Source organism: Salinirussus salinus (assembly GCF_009831455.1).
Classification (GTDB): domain Archaea; phylum Halobacteriota; class Halobacteria; order Halobacteriales; family Haloarculaceae; genus Salinirussus; species Salinirussus salinus.
Genome location: NZ_WOWO01000002.1, coordinates 933,455 through 947,790 on the forward strand (window position 1 = coordinate 933,455; position 14,336 = coordinate 947,790).

The 14,336-nt window shown below is 71.4% G+C and carries 20 protein-coding genes and 2 pseudogenes; 8 read left to right on the top strand and 14 right to left on the bottom strand.

From position 1 onward, the window contains the following. Nucleotides 1-19: 19 nt before the first annotated feature. Entirely contained in the window at nt 20-904 is an 885-nt protein-coding gene (locus tag GN153_RS08040; protein WP_159901527.1) for a molybdopterin synthase, read from the bottom strand. Nucleotides 905-1,016: 112 nt separating this feature from the next. On the opposite strand from GN153_RS08040, the gene GN153_RS08045 reads away from it, so the two are divergent. Continuing rightward, complete coding sequence (locus GN153_RS08045; protein ID WP_159901529.1) at nt 1,017-2,873, top strand: molybdopterin biosynthesis protein; 1,857 nt, start codon at nt 1,017-1,019, stop codon at nt 2,871-2,873. A gap of 12 nt (nt 2,874-2,885) precedes the next feature. Here the strand turns inward: GN153_RS08045 and GN153_RS08050 are convergent, their stop codons facing one another. Then, on the bottom strand, nt 2,886-3,419 hold the full coding sequence (locus tag GN153_RS08050; protein WP_159901531.1) for a DoxX family protein: 534 nt from the start codon (nt 3,417-3,419) through the stop codon (nt 2,886-2,888). 218 nt (nt 3,420-3,637) lie between these two features. Continuing rightward, nucleotides 3,638-4,054, bottom strand: coding sequence for an SRPBCC family protein (locus GN153_RS08055; RefSeq protein ID WP_159901533.1), 417 nt, complete (start codon nt 4,052-4,054; stop codon nt 3,638-3,640). A 108-nt stretch (nt 4,055-4,162) separates the two neighbouring features. Between GN153_RS08055 and GN153_RS08060 the strand changes: the two genes are divergently transcribed. Further along, nucleotides 4,163-4,801, top strand: coding sequence for a helix-turn-helix domain-containing protein (locus GN153_RS08060; protein ID WP_159901535.1), 639 nt, complete (start codon nt 4,163-4,165; stop codon nt 4,799-4,801). A gap of 42 nt (nt 4,802-4,843) precedes the next feature. Here GN153_RS08060 and GN153_RS08065 read toward each other — a convergent pair whose 3' ends face one another. The 3 genes from GN153_RS08065 to GN153_RS08075 are packed head-to-tail and all read right to left on the bottom strand — an operon-like array spanning nt 4,844 to nt 7,055. Further along, entirely contained in the window at nt 4,844-5,548 is a 705-nt protein-coding gene (locus GN153_RS08065) for a hypothetical protein (RefSeq protein ID WP_236544771.1), read from the bottom strand. A 2-nt stretch (nt 5,549-5,550) separates the two neighbouring features. Beyond that, nucleotides 5,551-5,859 (bottom strand): CGCGG family putative rSAM-modified RiPP protein, encoded by a 309-nt coding sequence (locus GN153_RS08070; RefSeq protein WP_159901537.1) that lies wholly within the window; start codon nt 5,857-5,859, stop codon nt 5,551-5,553. 17 nt (nt 5,860-5,876) lie between these two features. Continuing rightward, nucleotides 5,877-7,055 carry a TIGR04053 family radical SAM/SPASM domain-containing protein gene (locus GN153_RS08075; protein WP_159901539.1) on the bottom strand — a complete coding sequence of 393 codons (1,179 nt, stop codon included), beginning with the start codon at nt 7,053-7,055 and terminating at the stop codon, nt 5,877-5,879. Nucleotides 7,056-7,178: 123 nt separating this feature from the next. Between GN153_RS08075 and GN153_RS17865 the strand changes: the two are divergent. Then, nucleotides 7,179-7,241 (top strand): annotated as a pseudogene (locus GN153_RS17865) (zinc ribbon domain-containing protein); the annotation flags it as partial. A 6-nt stretch (nt 7,242-7,247) separates the two neighbouring features. Here the strand turns inward: GN153_RS17865 and GN153_RS17685 are convergent. Continuing rightward, on the bottom strand, nt 7,248-7,904 hold the full coding sequence (locus GN153_RS17685; protein ID WP_236544772.1) for a hypothetical protein: 657 nt from the start codon (nt 7,902-7,904) through the stop codon (nt 7,248-7,250). Here GN153_RS17685 and GN153_RS17690 point away from each other — a divergent pair. Next, the gene (locus GN153_RS17690) at nt 7,896-8,120 is read left to right on the top strand and encodes an ABC transporter substrate-binding protein (RefSeq protein ID WP_236544773.1); all 225 of its coding nucleotides are present in this window, start codon (nt 7,896-7,898) and stop codon (nt 8,118-8,120) included. The genes GN153_RS17685 and GN153_RS17690 overlap by 9 nt on opposite strands. Here the strand turns inward: GN153_RS17690 and GN153_RS08085 are convergent, their stop codons facing one another. Then, nucleotides 8,121-8,414: a cupin domain-containing protein gene (locus GN153_RS08085; protein ID WP_159901543.1), complete on the bottom strand. Its 294-nt coding sequence runs from the start codon at nt 8,412-8,414 to the stop codon at nt 8,121-8,123. It abuts the gene before it with no gap. A gap of 45 nt (nt 8,415-8,459) precedes the next feature. After that, nucleotides 8,460-9,818, bottom strand: coding sequence for a hypothetical protein (locus tag GN153_RS08090; protein ID WP_159901545.1), 1,359 nt, complete (start codon nt 9,816-9,818; stop codon nt 8,460-8,462). A gap of 65 nt (nt 9,819-9,883) precedes the next feature. On the opposite strand from GN153_RS08090, the pseudogene GN153_RS17870 reads away from it, so the two are divergent. Next, nucleotides 9,884-10,006, top strand: a pseudogene (locus GN153_RS17870) (cysteine synthase A); the annotation flags it as partial. A 6-nt stretch (nt 10,007-10,012) separates the two neighbouring features. Here GN153_RS17870 and GN153_RS08100 read toward each other — a convergent pair. Further along, nucleotides 10,013-10,684 carry a cupin domain-containing protein gene (locus GN153_RS08100; RefSeq protein WP_159901547.1) on the bottom strand — a complete coding sequence of 224 codons (672 nt, stop codon included), beginning with the start codon at nt 10,682-10,684 and terminating at the stop codon, nt 10,013-10,015. Between the two features lie 147 nt (nt 10,685-10,831). Between GN153_RS08100 and GN153_RS08105 the strand changes: the two genes are divergently transcribed. Then, a complete protein-coding gene (locus GN153_RS08105) occupies nt 10,832-11,119 on the top strand; it encodes a hypothetical protein (RefSeq protein WP_201287825.1) in 288 nt (95 codons plus the stop codon). A 70-nt stretch (nt 11,120-11,189) separates the two neighbouring features. Beyond that, a complete protein-coding gene (locus GN153_RS08110) occupies nt 11,190-11,942 on the top strand; it encodes a ribonuclease H-like domain-containing protein (protein ID WP_159901549.1) in 753 nt (250 codons plus the stop codon). A gap of 45 nt (nt 11,943-11,987) precedes the next feature. On the opposite strand, the gene GN153_RS08115 is transcribed toward GN153_RS08110, so the two are convergent. From GN153_RS08115 to GN153_RS08130, 4 genes are all read right to left on the bottom strand, one after another. Beyond that, nucleotides 11,988-12,284 carry a hypothetical protein gene (locus GN153_RS08115; protein ID WP_201287826.1) on the bottom strand — a complete coding sequence of 99 codons (297 nt, stop codon included), beginning with the start codon at nt 12,282-12,284 and terminating at the stop codon, nt 11,988-11,990. A 121-nt stretch (nt 12,285-12,405) separates the two neighbouring features. Next, on the bottom strand, nt 12,406-12,600 hold the full coding sequence (locus GN153_RS08120) for a DUF7576 family protein (protein WP_159901551.1): 195 nt from the start codon (nt 12,598-12,600) through the stop codon (nt 12,406-12,408). A gap of 97 nt (nt 12,601-12,697) precedes the next feature. Next, a complete protein-coding gene (glmU, locus tag GN153_RS08125; RefSeq protein ID WP_159901553.1) occupies nt 12,698-13,879 on the bottom strand; it encodes a bifunctional sugar-1-phosphate nucleotidylyltransferase/acetyltransferase in 1,182 nt (393 codons plus the stop codon). A 31-nt stretch (nt 13,880-13,910) separates the two neighbouring features. Beyond that, entirely contained in the window at nt 13,911-14,081 is a 171-nt protein-coding gene (locus GN153_RS08130) for a hypothetical protein (protein WP_159901555.1), read from the bottom strand. An 82-nt stretch (nt 14,082-14,163) separates the two neighbouring features. Here GN153_RS08130 and GN153_RS17485 point away from each other — a divergent pair, with 82 nt between their 5' ends. Then, nucleotides 14,164-14,334, top strand: coding sequence for a DUF7838 family putative zinc beta-ribbon protein (locus tag GN153_RS17485; protein WP_201287827.1), 171 nt, complete (start codon nt 14,164-14,166; stop codon nt 14,332-14,334). The last annotated feature ends 2 nt before the right edge of the window (nt 14,335-14,336 follow it).

Genomic DNA, 14,336 nt, shown 5'->3' on the forward strand with positions numbered 1-14,336 from the left:
AGGTCCCGCCGGTATCGCGTCAGTCCTCCGTACCCGTGTCGGGCGCCTGGGCGTCACCAGCGGGCTCGACCCCGGTGTCGTGCTGGTGGGCCCAGAACTCGTCGGCGACGGTGACCTCCTTCTTGAACAGCGGGACCTCCGCCTTCAGGCGGTTGATCCCGTCCTCCACAGTTTCAAAGGCCTCCTCGCGGTGGCCAGCGAGCACGACCACGAAGACGATGTCCTCGCCGGACTCGACGACACCGGTCCGGTGGTGAAGCAGGACCTCGTAGACCCCCTCGCGGGCCTCCAGGTCCTCGCGGATCGCCGCCAGCTTCTCGGCCGCGACGCCGTCGTACTTCTCGAACTCGAGCAGTTCGGTCGCCTCGTCGTCCGGGCCTTCCTTCGTCCGGACCCGGCCGGTGAAGGTGGCGATGGCCCCCGAGTAGACCGCGTCCGGCGACTGCTTGGCCTGTACCACCAGCGACGAGAGCGTCTCGAAGGGGTCCTGGTCCTCGAGGGCGCCGAGGACGGCGTCGAGGTCCACGGCGCCCGCCTCGGAGGCGGCCGCGACCGTCTCCCCCTGGTGGTCGCGCCCGCCGAGCGCGACCGTGGGGATGTCGGCGCCGCTGTATCCCTCGACCAGCGCGTAGTCGTAGTCGGGGGCGAGGTCGTCGAGAACGTCCTCGAGCGTGCGGTCCTCGCCGGTCGCGAACCACGCGCCGTCGTCGGTGATGGCGTGCGTCTCGGCGGCGCCTGCCGCGCGGTGGCGGGCGGTGTCCTTGCCCTCCCGGTCGATGTCGACGCCGTGGTCGACGTGTTTGACCGTGGCGACGCGGCCGCGCTCGCCGAGGCGGTCGAGGAGGCGCTCGACCAGCGTCGTCTTCCCCGAGCCCGAGGGGCCGGCGATCCCGAGCAGTTTCATACCTGCCCGTGTGGCCGCGGCGGCTATGTGCCTGTCGCCCGGCCTGTGCGGTGGCGACTTCGAACGCGGCCCGGAGGTGAGGCTTTTGCCCGCGGGTCCCGAAGCCGGGGGCATGAGTGAGCGCCGCGAGATGCGTGACCTGGTGACACTCGACCGCGCCCGCGAGGTCGTCGGAGACCTCGACGTCGGCGGCGGGACCGAACGCGTCCCGCTTGGCGAGGCCAGCGGTCGGGTGCTCGCAGAGCGGGTCGACGCCGACCTCGACGTCCCGGGATTCGACCGCGCGAGCGTCGACGGCTACGCGGTCCGTGCGGCGGACACGACCGGCGCCGGCGAGGCCAGCCCCGTCACCCTGGCGGTCGGCGGTCTCGTCGAGGCGGGCGAGCGCCCCGAGGTAACGGTCGAGGAGGGCGTCGCCGTCGAAATAGCGACCGGCGCGGTCGTCCCGCCGGGGGCCAACGCCGTCGTGATGGTCGAGGACACCACCGAGGGCGAGGAGACGGTCGATATTCGGCGGGCGGTCCCACCCGGTGGCAACGTCATGGCCGCGGGTGCGGACATCGCGGCGGGCGACCGGGCGCTCGGCGCGGGCGTCCGGCTGACGCCCCGCACGGTGGGGCTGCTCGCGGCGATGGGTCACGAGACCGTCACAGTCCGCCGTCTCCCCCGGGTAGCCGTCGTCGCCACCGGTGAGGAGCTCGTCCAGCCCGGCGAGGAGCTGGACCACGGCCGCGGCCAGATCTACGACGTCAACACCGAGACCATCGCGACCGGCGTCCGCGAGGCGGGCGGGGAGCCGGTCCGGTACACCCGCGTCCCCGACGACAGGGAGGCGATGGCCGACGCCCTCCGGGAGGCTGCCGGGGAGTGTGACATGATACTGACCGCGGGGTCGACCAGCGCCAGCGGCGCGGACATGCTCTACAGCGTCGTCGAGGAGGTCGGCGACCTGCTGGTCCACGGCGTCGCGCTCAAGCCCGGCAAGCCGACGATAATCGGCCGCGTCGACGGGACCCCCTACGTCGGCCTGCCGGGCTATCCCGTCTCCGCGCTGTCGGTCTTCCGGCTGCTCGTCGCGCCCCGCCTGCGCCGGGCGGCAGGCTACGGGACCGAGCGGTCGGTCACGGCCACGGGGCGGCTGGCCGTCGACGAGCGCTTCGACGAGGGTCGGCGCCGGGCGCTCCCGGTCGGGCTCGTCGAGGACGGCGACGGTGAAACGGTCGTCTACCCCGTCGACAAGGGCAGCGGCGCGACGACCACGCTCGCGGCGGCCGACGGCGTGGTCGACATGCCGGCGGACACCCGCCGTCTCCGGGCCGGCGAAGACGTGACGGTCGAACTGTTCTCGCCGGACGCCCGCGCCCCGCCGGTGCTGGCCGTCGGCGAGAGCGACCCCGCGGCGGTCGAACTGCTGGACGCCGTCGACGGCGCCCGCTACCTCACCGACGGCGACCGCGCCGGCCGGCGCTGGCTCCGCGACGGGGTCGCCGACGTCGCGGTGCTCACCGGCGAGGTGGCCGGCCCGGAGGCAGAGGGCAGCGAGGTACTCGCGGCCTGGACCCGCGAGTGGGGGGTCGTGACGGCCGAGGGCGACCCTGGGGACCACCCGCTGGAGTCGCTCGCCGAGAGTGGCCGGTCGGTCGCGACCGTCAACCGCGACCTCGGGCTCCGGGCCGCGGTCGACGACGCCGCCCGAGAGTCGGGCCTCGACCCGGACGCGCTCGCCGGGGTGGAGACCGCCGGTATCGAGAGTCCCGCCCGCCGGGTCGCCGACGGCCGGGCGGATGCCGGCGTCGCGCTGCGGGCGACCGCCGAGCGACTCGGCCTCCCGTTCGCCGCCGTCGGCGTCCAGTCAGTTTCGCTCGTGGGCAACGAAGGACGGCTCGCGAAGCCCGGCGTCGGCCGGCTCCGGGAGGAGACGGGGTCGCTGCCTGGGCTCCTGTCCGACTTGCCGGGCTACGCCGAGTGAGGGGACGCCCGTTCAGCCCAGGAAGTACCGGAGCCAGGGGTTGTTCTCGACGACCGAGGTCTTCTCGAGGTACTCGTCGACCCCCAGGATCCGGCCGGCGCCGAAGGCGCCGAGACCGAACAGCAACACGGCGTAGACGACGTGGTCGTCGATGAGGAGGCTGTGCGAGAGGGGGTAGCTGGAGAAGTAGTAGAACAGCATCATCACGGCCCCCCAGAAGGCGCTCCAGCGCACGAACGCGCCGACCATCAGCGCCAGGCCCACCAGCGTCAGGCCCCACATATTCAGCGGGTCAACGATGCCGATGTAGTCGGTGGCCATCGTCTCCCAGAAGCCCGCGAAGAGGGTTCCTTCACGGGTCGCCGCCCCCATCAGGTAGCCCCGAGCCGACCAGTCGCTTGCCAGGACTTTGTCGATCCCGCCATAAAACAGCGTCCAGCCCATCACCAGGCGCAGTGCGAGCAGCGAGTATCCGACCCACGTCTCGGAGTATTCGAAGTCAGTTTCCCGCCCGAACAGGGTCGCCTCTATCTGCCTTGTGGACATGTGACATCACCGACGTGAAACTGTACCGGACTACGTATAAAAAGTTTTTATAAAATAATTGTCTTTACTCACAGGGCCATTGTTTTCTGTTCATCTAGTGAAACCCAAGGTATCTGGTACGTTTGACCGGTTCGTCACCCCCCGGCCTCGACCTCCAGCACGCGGGCGCCGGGCCCGTGTTGCCAGGCCCGCGAGAGCACCGACGAAACGGTTCGGCGTTAAGTACCGGCCGCCTGCCGCTCCAGGTAGTCGAACTGCGCCTCCAGTTCCTTCCGGCGCTGGCGTTTGATCACGGTCGCGTCGAGGATCTCCCCGACCAGCGCGACGTCGACGGCGAACTCCGTCGTCGCCCGGACTTCGGTCCCTCCCTCGCGCTCGAGGAGTTCGTAGCGGGTCTCCATCGTCTTGAAGATCCCGTCGCGCTGTTCGTAGGCCAGCGCGCAGTCGCGGTCGACCAGCTCGCAGTCGAGTTCGATCGTCGCCAGCCCGACGCCGTTGCGGATCCGCAGCCGGTCGCCCTCGACCGTCGCGTCGTCGAACTCCGCGGCGCGCATGAACGTCTCGACGTCCCCGACCAGCTCGGCTACCTCCCCGCGCGGTGCCTCGACCAGCCGCGAGAGCGTGATCGACTCCATCACGCCGACCTTCGGCCCGCCCCCTCCTGTATCCGGCGCCGCACATGTGCGCCGGATGCGAACATATTCGGGGTTACGGTTCCAAGTCAGGGGAGTGAACGAACGCCCATGCCACGAGCGGTACTGACGGTCCACATCCCCGACCGGGTCTGGATGGGGGGGCTCACCCGGCGTCACCCCGACGCCGAATTCCGCATCCTCACCGCGTTCCCGGACGGCGACCACGGGACCGCCATGGCGGAGGTCACGGCCGACCGCCTCGAGGAGGTGCTCCGGGACATGGACGACTGCGAGGAAGTGGTCGACCTCGAACTCCTGGGGCGGCCGGGCCCGGAGGCGCTGGTCCAGTTCGAGACCTCCGAGCCGCTGCTTCTGGTGCCGGTGAGGAAGTCCGGCGCCCTGCTCGACCTGCCCTTCGAGGTGCGGGACGGGCGCGCCTCCTGGGAAGTGACCGCGACGCGGGACCGGCTGTCGACGCTCGGCGACCAGCTGCGCGCGCTGGGGATCAGCTTCGAGGTGGAGTCGGTCACCCAGCAGGTCGAGGCCGACCGGCTGCTGACCGACCGCCAGTCGACGCTGGTCGAGACTGCCGTCGAGGAGGGGTACTACGACACGCCGCGGGACTGCACGCTGACGGACCTGGCAGAGGAGGTTGGGGTCGCCAAGTCCACTGCCAGCGAGACGCTCCACCGCGCCGAGGGGAAGATCGTCAAGGAGTTCGTCGACGAGGTCGAACTCACGAGTTAGCGAGGCGCCCTCGTCTCGAGCGAGGAGCCCGCCGGTCGACCCTTAGAACGGCGTCGTCGGACCGGAGCCGCCGTCCCCGCCCGACGCGGCGCCGTCCCGACCGGCCGACCTGTCGCCGGTGCCGGGCCGTTGGCCAGGGGAGCCGTACCCCCGCTCGGACGGGACCTCCTCCGCACACGAGTCGGGAGTCACGTCCGACCGGACTTCGCCCGTGTGCGCGAACGACTCCTCGAGCTGGCGGAGCTTGCCGTTGATGCTCGCGGACTCGTGGTGCATCCCGTCGACGCGCACGCGAACGAGGTCGTACGCGTGGGATTCCAGTTCGCCGTTGAACGCCCGGAACGCGCCCAGAGTGAGGGTGTCGCTCTGCGGACAGAACTCGGTGGTCGGCGTGAACTCAGCACGGAGCACCGGCCCGTCGATGCCGTCCGTGGCCTCCCCGGTCTGCCCCTCCGGGCCGGCGGCTCCCTCCAGGCCGGCGATCTCCTCGGCGTACCGGAACCCCGCAGTCGGGTGCCGCGTATCGAGGTTCAGCCGAGCCAGATTGTAGCCGAAGGTCATGTCGTAGACCCCCCGCTCCTCGAAGAGGTCGCGGGCGGTCCCGTGGAAGGCGACGTGTGCCTCGCCGGTCAGGACCTCGTGGCCCTCGAGAAATTCGCCGGGCTCGGGGAGGTGGCCGGGGACAAAGTCGCCGTGCTCGTCGAAGCTCTCCTCCCCGCTCGAACCGAGAAAGGAACCGAAGCCCATGGTCAGACGTGGACGCGGGTGACGTGGCCGCCACAGCCACACTGGCGGACGTACTCGTAGTCCTCGCCCCACTCCTCCAGGCGCTCGAAGAGGTACGCCTCGGGGTGGCCCTGGTCGCCGTGGGTGACGAGATTGACGTGGTATCCTGCCGCCGTGGCCTCGATGGCCTGTCGGGCCTCCTCGAAGACGGTCCCGCGGTCGTCGGCGTGCCGGGGCTTCTCCAGGTTCACCGACCAGGAGTTCTCGTGAAATTCATCGATGGCGACCGCCTCGTGGCCGTGGTCGTGTTCGGGGTGGTCGTCGGCGGACATACCCGGGGATAGCAGCCTCAGTCGGCAGAGCCTGTCCCCGAACCTGTTCGGCTCCTCTCCCGGGCGTCGGGGAGCGGGCCGTCGTACCCCTCCGGGACGAAGGCACACAGCGGGTCGCTCGCGAGGGGGTCGCCGGTGTGGGCGTAGGCCCGCGACCGGCTCCCGCCACAGACGCCCCGGTAGGGGCAGGCGCCACACTTGCCCCGGAGCGCGTCCGGGTCCCGCAGGCGTTCGAAGAGGTCGGCGTTCCGGTAGCACTCGACCACGCTCGTCTCGCGGACGTTCCCCGCGGACTCGGGGAGAAACCCCGAGGGGTAGAGCTCGCCGGTGTGACTTACGAACGCGAAGCCGTCGCCGGCCGTGACCCCCGTCCTGCGGCCGGTCCGGTCGGCACGGCCGTCCCCGGAGCTGCCGCCCGTCTGTCCGGGAGCCGGCCGGCCGCCCGAGTCGGCGGCCGCCCCGGTCCCGCTGTCGGCCGCCCGCTGGAGCGCGACCCGGCGGTAGTGGGGCGCCTCGGTGGTCTTGACCCCGAAGGAAGCCTCCCGCTGGACGGTGTAGAGCCACTCCATGACGGACTCGGCGCGCTCCGGGGAGATAGGGTCGAGGACCGCCCCGCGCCCGACGGGTACCAGGAAGAACACCGACCACAGCACCGCGCCCAGCTCCTCGACGAGCCCGCGGATAGCGGGCAGTTCTCCGACGGTCTCGGCACAGACGGTCGTGTTGACCTGGAGGGGAAGACCCGCCTCCCGGACCGCGCGGGCGGCCGCGACGGTCTCCGCGAAACTCCCGGCTTCCTGGCGGAACTCGTCGTGAGCGTCCGGGGAGCCGCCGTCGATACTCAGCGCCATCCGCCGGAGGCCGGCGTCGGCGAGCGCCGCTATGCGAGCGGGGGTGAGCGAGCGCGTCCCGCTGGGAGTCATCGTCATCCGCAACCCGAGGTCGGTCCCGTACTCGACGAGTTCGACGGCGTCCTCGCGAGCCAGCGGGTCGCCCCCGGAGAGCACCACGAGCTGGCCGTCACCGAACTCGCGGGCCCCATCGAGCAGGCGCTTGCCCTCCGCGGTCGTCAGTTCGCCGGGGTGGCGTTCCGGGTCGGCCTCGGCTCGACAGTGCTTGCAGGCGAGTTCACAGGCCTGTGTCAGTTCCCAGATGAGCACGAAGGGCCGCTCGTCGGTGTCGATGTCGTCGTACATGGCTGAACCCGGGCCGTGGTCGCGACTCCGGGCCCGGCACCAATCAACGGGGCGCCGAACATCTGCGGCTCGGCTGGCTGTCAAGAACAGTAATTTTATCACAGTTATCAGAAACAACAACGTATGGCACAGTGTCCGAACTGCGGAGCGACTGTCGAGGATGGGGCTCCCGTGTGTGACTCGTGCGGGATGTCACTCGACGAAGATGTTTCGGGCGGAGAGGGTGGACAGGACAGCGGCCGGGGCGACGGCGCAAACGGCGAGGGCGCACAGCAGGGCCACTCCCAGGGTGGCGAGCCCCAGCAAGGTGGCCAGCCACAGCAGGGCGGCCAACCCCAGCAGGGCGGTCAGCCACAGCAGGGCCAGCCGGGACAGGGACAGCCACAGGGCGGGCAGCCCCGTCGCGGACAGCCACAGCAGGGTAGCGGCGGACAGCCCCGTGGCGGCCAGCCCGGACAGGGACAACCCCGCCAGGGCCAACCGCAGGGCGGACAGCCCCGGCAAGGCCAGCCCCAGGGTGGACAGCCCCGGCAGGGACAACCCCGCCAGGGGCAGCCACAGGGGCAGGCACCGCCCCAGGGCGGGCAGGCGCCCCCACAGCAAGGGCAGCCCCAGGGGGGGCAGTACCGTCAGCCACAGCAGGGGCAGTACCGACAGCCCCGCGACGACGAGGTGGTCGCCGGGCTGAGCCGCCGGCAAGTGCTGGGCATCGGCGGCGCCGGCGTCGCCGTCGCAGCCGTCGGCGGCTTCCTCCTCCTTGGCGGTTCCGGTGGTCCGGGCGGGACTGCCGAGAGCTTCATGAACGCGCTGATCGACGGGAACGCACAGGGTGCCGCCGACATGCTCCACCCGAACGCGCCGCTGGGCCAGGCCCAGGTCAGCGCGTGGGCGACCGGCCTCAGCCAGCTCGACGCGAGCGTCGAGGGGTCGGAGGTGACCCAGGAGACCGAGGAGCGGGCGACCGTCGAGGTGACCGTGTCGGCACAGGGCCAGACACAGCCCGTGACTCTCGACATGCGGACGGCAAACGGGGAGTGGCGCGTCTACTCCGTCGCCGGCTTCTGATCACTGCGGGGCGAAGACGAGCACCGCCGTCGCCGGCTCGACGGCCCGCGGCGACACCTCCCGGTCGCCGCTGAACCGGACCAGTTCGCCGGCCGCGACGTCGTGTGTCTCACCGTCCAGCGACAGCTCCAGCCGGCCCGACAGCAGGTGCAACACGACGTCCGTCCCCGGGTGCGTGTGAGGCGGGACCGACTCCCCCTCTGCCAGTTGCAGCCGGACGGTCCGGGGGTCGCGGTGCTCGAACACCTCGGCGTGGGGCGTCTCGGTCAGGTCGGCGAGCGCGGTGAGCTCCATACCCGGCGTTCCGTCCCGGGGCCGGGGGCGTTTGTCCCGAACGTGTTAGTCCCCCGGGCCCCCGCGTCCGGTGTCGGCGCCGCCGCCGCTGCCCCCAGTCCGGCCAGCGAGGATGCCCCCGACGGTGTCCGGGCTGTGCTCCCGGACCACCAGCGCCATGTTCCCGACGAAGAGCGCGGCCCCGACGAGAAAGGCGGTACCGGCAACAGCGACGGCGGCGTCCGGGAGACCGACCAGTCCGTCAGCGGTCAGGAGGAGGAGCGCGGCGACCAGAAGCAGGAAGTCCGCGCGCGCGACCCGGGCGTCGTAGAGGTCGTCGATCATCGGCACGTCCTCGAAGCCCAGCAGGTCGCTGTAGCGGTGGACCCAGACGATAAACGGGACGACGTGGTACAGCGTTCCGAGCACGACGAACCCGACCACGGCGGCCGCAAGCAGGTGGGCAGCCCCGGGGGCACCGAAAGTCGCGTCCGGGGTGGTAGGAGCAGCGAGCCAGGCCGGCAGCGTGAGCGCGGCCCACGCGAGCGCGGCGGCGACGGCGACGGCGTACCGCGAGAGCATCGGCGTCCACGGAACCCGCGCCTCGAGGAGCTTCCGGCCGACGACGACGAAGGCCGCCGCCAGCCCACCGACGACGAGCACGCCACCGGCGCGCGCCAGGACGGGCACGTCCGCGAGCCGGCCGGCCGCGAGCGCGAGCACGCCGACCGGGTAGGCGACGGTCTCCACGCGTTGAAGCAGCCGGTCGACCCGGTCCATGTCGGTCCGGGTGAACATGGTCCCGAGCTGGTAGATGGCCCCGACGACGGTCGTCAGCACCGCGCCGAAGACCGCGAGCGTCGCGTGGGCGGCGACGGCGTCCGGGCGGGCGAGTCCCAGGTCCGCGAGCAGCGGCGTCGTGTAGCCGGCCGCGAGCACCACCCCGAGAACGGTCAGGAGCACGAAGAAGCCGAGCGCCAGCGCGAAGTGGCGCTCCGTGACGTCCATCTCCCTCGGGAGGCTCCGGGCGATATTGTACGCGAACGTCCAGAAGCCGGCGAGCATGAGCGCGCCGAAGGCCGGGAGCGCGTCGGGCGCCGGCCACAAGAGCGCCGCCACAAAGCCAGTCAGCCCGACAGTCACGAGCCACAGCTGGAGGGTGGCGAGCCGCCGGGAGTGGAGGTCGACGCCGGACCAGACCGGGACGAACTGCGTCATCGCGCCCATGACGGTCACGCAGACCCAGCCCACGAGCAACAGGTGGACGTGGGCCAGCCCCGCGAGCCCGGCGACCAGCCCGGCCTGCGCGGCCAGCCCGAGCGCCCCGCCGGCGAGCAGCGCCGCCAGGCCGACCAGGAAATGACGGAGCGGGACCGCCATCGGCGGCTGGGCGTCCGTCTCGATGGACCCGGGGATCGCGCCCATACCGGCCCCTTATGGCGCGGATTCCCTCCCGCTGTCTGCGAACATGTTCGTCCCCCGGTCGGGCGGAGGGGATCCCGGTCGGGATCTCATCGAGTGCAGCACTGTCTGTCGCGACGGAGTACGCACGGGAGACCAGCAAGCGGACGGTCGTCGTCCTGCCCGACACCGGCGAGCGGTCCCTCTCGACGGTTCCCCTAGAGGTCGGGCTGTTCGACGTGAGCCTCCCAGAAGGCCGGCTGACGGTACTTCTCGTAGGCGCCCCGGTACCCCCGCAGGCGGGCGACCGGCTCCAGCGCCCGCGTCAGCGGCCGCGACACGCGCGGGTCGGGCTCGGTGAAGACGGTGTTCCCGGAGAGCCGCCGGGCGACCATCACCTGCTGGAGGACGTCCTCCGGGTCCATCCCCTCGTCGTGAGCGAGTCCGCCGAGCGTCGGGAGGACGTGCCGGAGCCGCCCGGGCGCGTGGATGTCCGTCACCATGTAGCTCAGCTCGTCGCCTTCGACCGAGAAGGTGTGGCGCTGGCCGGTCTCGACGGTGACCGTCTCCCCCGGCCGGGCGCGGTAGGGCTCGCCGTCGAGGTGGAAGGTCGGTTCGCCGGCCCGCACGTCGAAGCGCTCGACGCTCTGCTCGTGGTAGTGCTCGGGCGGCCCCTCGTAACCCGGTCCGAGGATGCTCAGCGAGCGGAGCGTCTCGCCGTCGGGCGACTCCAGGGGCGCGCCCCAGACCGGCTGAGTCGGGTGGGAGTTCAGCGGCCCCGTCCGCTCGGCCAGCAGCCCCGCCAGGTCGCCCTCGGGGTCGACCTCGAAGCCGGTTCCCGGGACCGGCTGGCCGTCGGCCTCCAACGTGCGACCGGTGGTGACTGTCATACCCGCGGGAGGGGCCGGACGTCGAAAAGCGTTGTGCGCCCTGCCCTGCGTTCGGAGTCGGCGCCGTCGGGAGCCCCGCGAGCAACCGCCGGTCGCAGCAACGCTTTTTACTGTACGTCCGAAAGAACCGCACGGAGAGTGGTACGTGTGTACACACCACATGGAAGCGGGGGGAGCCGGTCGCGGGCACCCGCTGAGTCCGGCCCGGGAGAGGCCAGCACCGTCGAGCACGTCGTCTCCTGTGTCCTGGGGCTGGTCGCGATGGGCGCGGTCGCGGTCCCGTTCTACCCGGTACTGGTCGGCGTGACTCGTCCCCTCCGGCTGCTGTCCTCGACCGCAGTCGTGGTCGCGCTCGTCTCGGTCTGGCTGCTCGTCTGGCTGGGGCTCGAGGTCGTCCTGGAGTGGCGCAGGCGCCGCGGTCCGGTCTCCGGGTAGGTCGGCCGCGAGCACGAGCCGCGCGCACCGTGTCCGAAAAGCTATGTCCACGGTGCCCCGATGCCTGAGTATGCGAGCGGAGAACAGCTTCATCCCGGTATCGGGGGTCGGCGAGACCACCGAGCGGAGGCTCTGGCGGTCGGGCGTACGGACCTGGGACGAGTTCGACGGCGAGGTACCCGGCCCGGCCGACGCCGAGGCAGTCTACTCCTTTATCGACCGCGCCCGTGACCGGCTCGCGGCCGGCGACGCCGACTTCTTCGCCTCGGCGTTTCCCTCGGGCGAGCAGTGGCGCTTCTACGAGAACTTCCGGGACGGGGCCTGCTTTCTCGACATCGAGACGACCGGGCTGAGCGAGCAGCGCGACGACGTGACCGTCGTCAGCCTCCACCGTGCGGGCTCGACGACCACGCTCGTGCGCGAGCGGGGGCTGACCGCGGAGGCGCTCGCCGACGAACTCGCCGACGCCGGCCTGCTGGTCACTTACAATGGCAAACGGTTCGACGTCCCCTTCCTCGAGGAGTCGTTCGACCTCGGCCTCGACCTCCCGCATCTGGACCTCATGTACCCCTGCCGGCGGCTGGACCTGACCGGCGGGCTCAAGCAGGTCGAGCAGGAGGTCGGGATCGACCGCGACCGGCCGGACCTGTCGGGGCGCGATGCGGTCCGGCTCTGGCACGAGTACGAGCGCGGCCGCGAGGAGGCCCTGGAGACGCTGGTCTCGTACAACCGCGACGACACCGCCAATCTCGAGCGGCTGGTCGACGTGGTGACCGACCGGCTCCACGAGGACGTCTTCGAGCCGGCGGCGGCCGACCGGTAGCGGGGTAGCCACCGGAACGTCCACCCGGGCCGGAAACCGCCGCGGTCAGTTCGGCTCCGCCGACTCGGGCTCGCCACCGGTTCCGTCCGTGTCGGGTCCGCTACCGGCCGCGTCGTCCTCTTCGGGCTTCCTGATCGCATCGTCGGGACCCGTGAGCTCGAGCGGCCGGACCCACCCCAGGTAGAGGACGACCGCCATCGCGGCGTAGCCGACGGCCCAGACGACCGAGCCCAGCGTGTGGTACCCCGACTGGGAGAGGACGTGGTTGGTCAGGCCTGGAACCAGAACGCCCACGAGCACCACGAGAACGAACCCGCCACGCGTGCCGAGCCCGAAGTCCATCGTCCGACTGTCGGGGCCGCGCGCGCCTCAATCTTTCCATCCACCGGCTGGGGTCGCCGCCGGTCCGCGGTTCCGCCCGCAGTCCGCGACCCCTCTGGCGGCCGTGTGGCCGACCCGTCGCTCAGGACTCGACGGAGCCGTCCCACTCCATCCGGCAGTCGTCGTCACAGAAGTGTGCGGTCCGGACCTCGCCGTCCTCGACCCACGTGACCACGCGGTGTCGGGGAGTGTCGAGAACCGTCGCCCCACACGTCGCACAGTCCGGCGCCTCCTCCTCGGAGATATCTTCGGCGACGTCCGAAGTCGGATCGACCATCTTATCCTCACCCTCGGTACGTCGGTACTTAATCCCATATATCTTCCTCGCGCGGGCACTCCCGGCGCCGGACGGGGCCCGGCTGTCCACGGGAGCGCTACCGGTCCCGCGTCACCGTCGCGTTGGGCCCGACGCGGGCGTCCGTCGAGAGCGTCACGCCGGCGTTCAGCGTCGTCTCGATGCCCGTCTTCGCCCCGTCGCCGACGACGACGCCGAACTTCCGGCGGCCGGTCGAGACCCGCTCGCCCTTCACGGTCAGCCGGACCGGCTCGTCGTCGTGTCTGAGGTTCGCCACCGTCGTCCCCGCCCCGAAGTTGACGTCCCGCCCGAGGACGCTGTCGCCCACGTAGGAGAGATGCGGCACCGCGGTCCCCGACATGATGACGCTGTTTTTCACCTCGACGGCGTTGCCCACCCGGGCGCCCTCGCCCAGCAGTGTGTGCCCGCGGACGTAGGCGTTCGGGCCGACGTGCGCGCCAGCCCGCACGAGCACTGGTCCCTCGACGACGACGCCGGGCTCGACAGTCGCTCCCTCTTCGACGACCACGGCCCCGCGCAGCTCCGCGGTGTCGGCCACCTCACCGCGGAGGTCGCGGTCGAGCTCGCCGAGTTTCCACTCGTTCGCCTCCAGCAGTTCCCAGGGCCGGCCCACCCCCATCCAGCGGTCGACGTCGACCGCCCGGACCGACCGCTCGTCGACAACTCGGGCGAGGACGTCGGTGATCTCCTCCTCGCCACGTTCGCTGGCCTCGACGTCCAGCCACTCGCGGGCCTCCGCGGGGAAGACGTACGCGCCGACGTTGACGCGGTTCGAGGGGGGGTCGTCGGGTTTCTCGACGATCCCCTCGACTTCCCCGTCGGTGATGTCGAAGACACCGTAGGGGAGGGGGTCGTCGACCTCGTAGGTACCGACTGCGGGAGCGGCCTCGAACAGCCGTTCGATGGAGGCGGGGTCGTAGATGTCGTCGCCGTTGAGCACCGCGAAGGCACCCTCCAGGTGCTCGCGGGCCGCCCGGACGGCGTGGGCGGTGCCCCGTTGTTCGTCCTGGACGGCGTAGGCGACGGGGACGCCGCGGTACTCGTCGCCGAAGTACGCGCGGACGTCGTCGGCCTCGTAACCCACGACCAGGAGGAGTTCGGAGGCGCCGGCCGCGACGGCGGCGTCGGCGGTGTGGGCCATCAGCGGCCGGTCCGCCACCGGGAGCATCGGCTTGGGGCGGCGGTCGGTCAGCGGCCGCATCCGGGTCCCCTGGCCCGCGGCGAGGATCACAGTCTGCATGCCCGAGGGCTCCGCCGGGACGGACTAAGGTCTACCGGCGCTTGCGCCCGCGCCGGGCCGAGACGGGCGCGCGGTCCTCGAAGGAGGACCCACAGCTGGGACACAGCCCCTCCTCGAAGAAGACCGTCGGTCCCTCGCGGGTCTCGGGGTCCCACCGGACGCGGTAGCCACACTCCTCACACCGGGTGGTTCGACGGGCCATACCCGAACGTCGGCGCCCGCCGACAAAACCGTTTGCGGGCCCGGACCGCGGCTTTGATTTACCGGCTTCCCGAACCCCCGGTATGGAACTGGAAGCGGAGTGCCCGGAGTGTGGCGAGCAGCGGACCTTCTACATGGCCGCGAGCACGGAACTCCACCTGGGCCGGAAGGTCAAGTGGCGCTGCCCCGAGTGTGGCTACGGGTTCGTGCGGATCGACGGGGAGGTCGACACCGCGGCGCCCGCGACCGCGTAGAG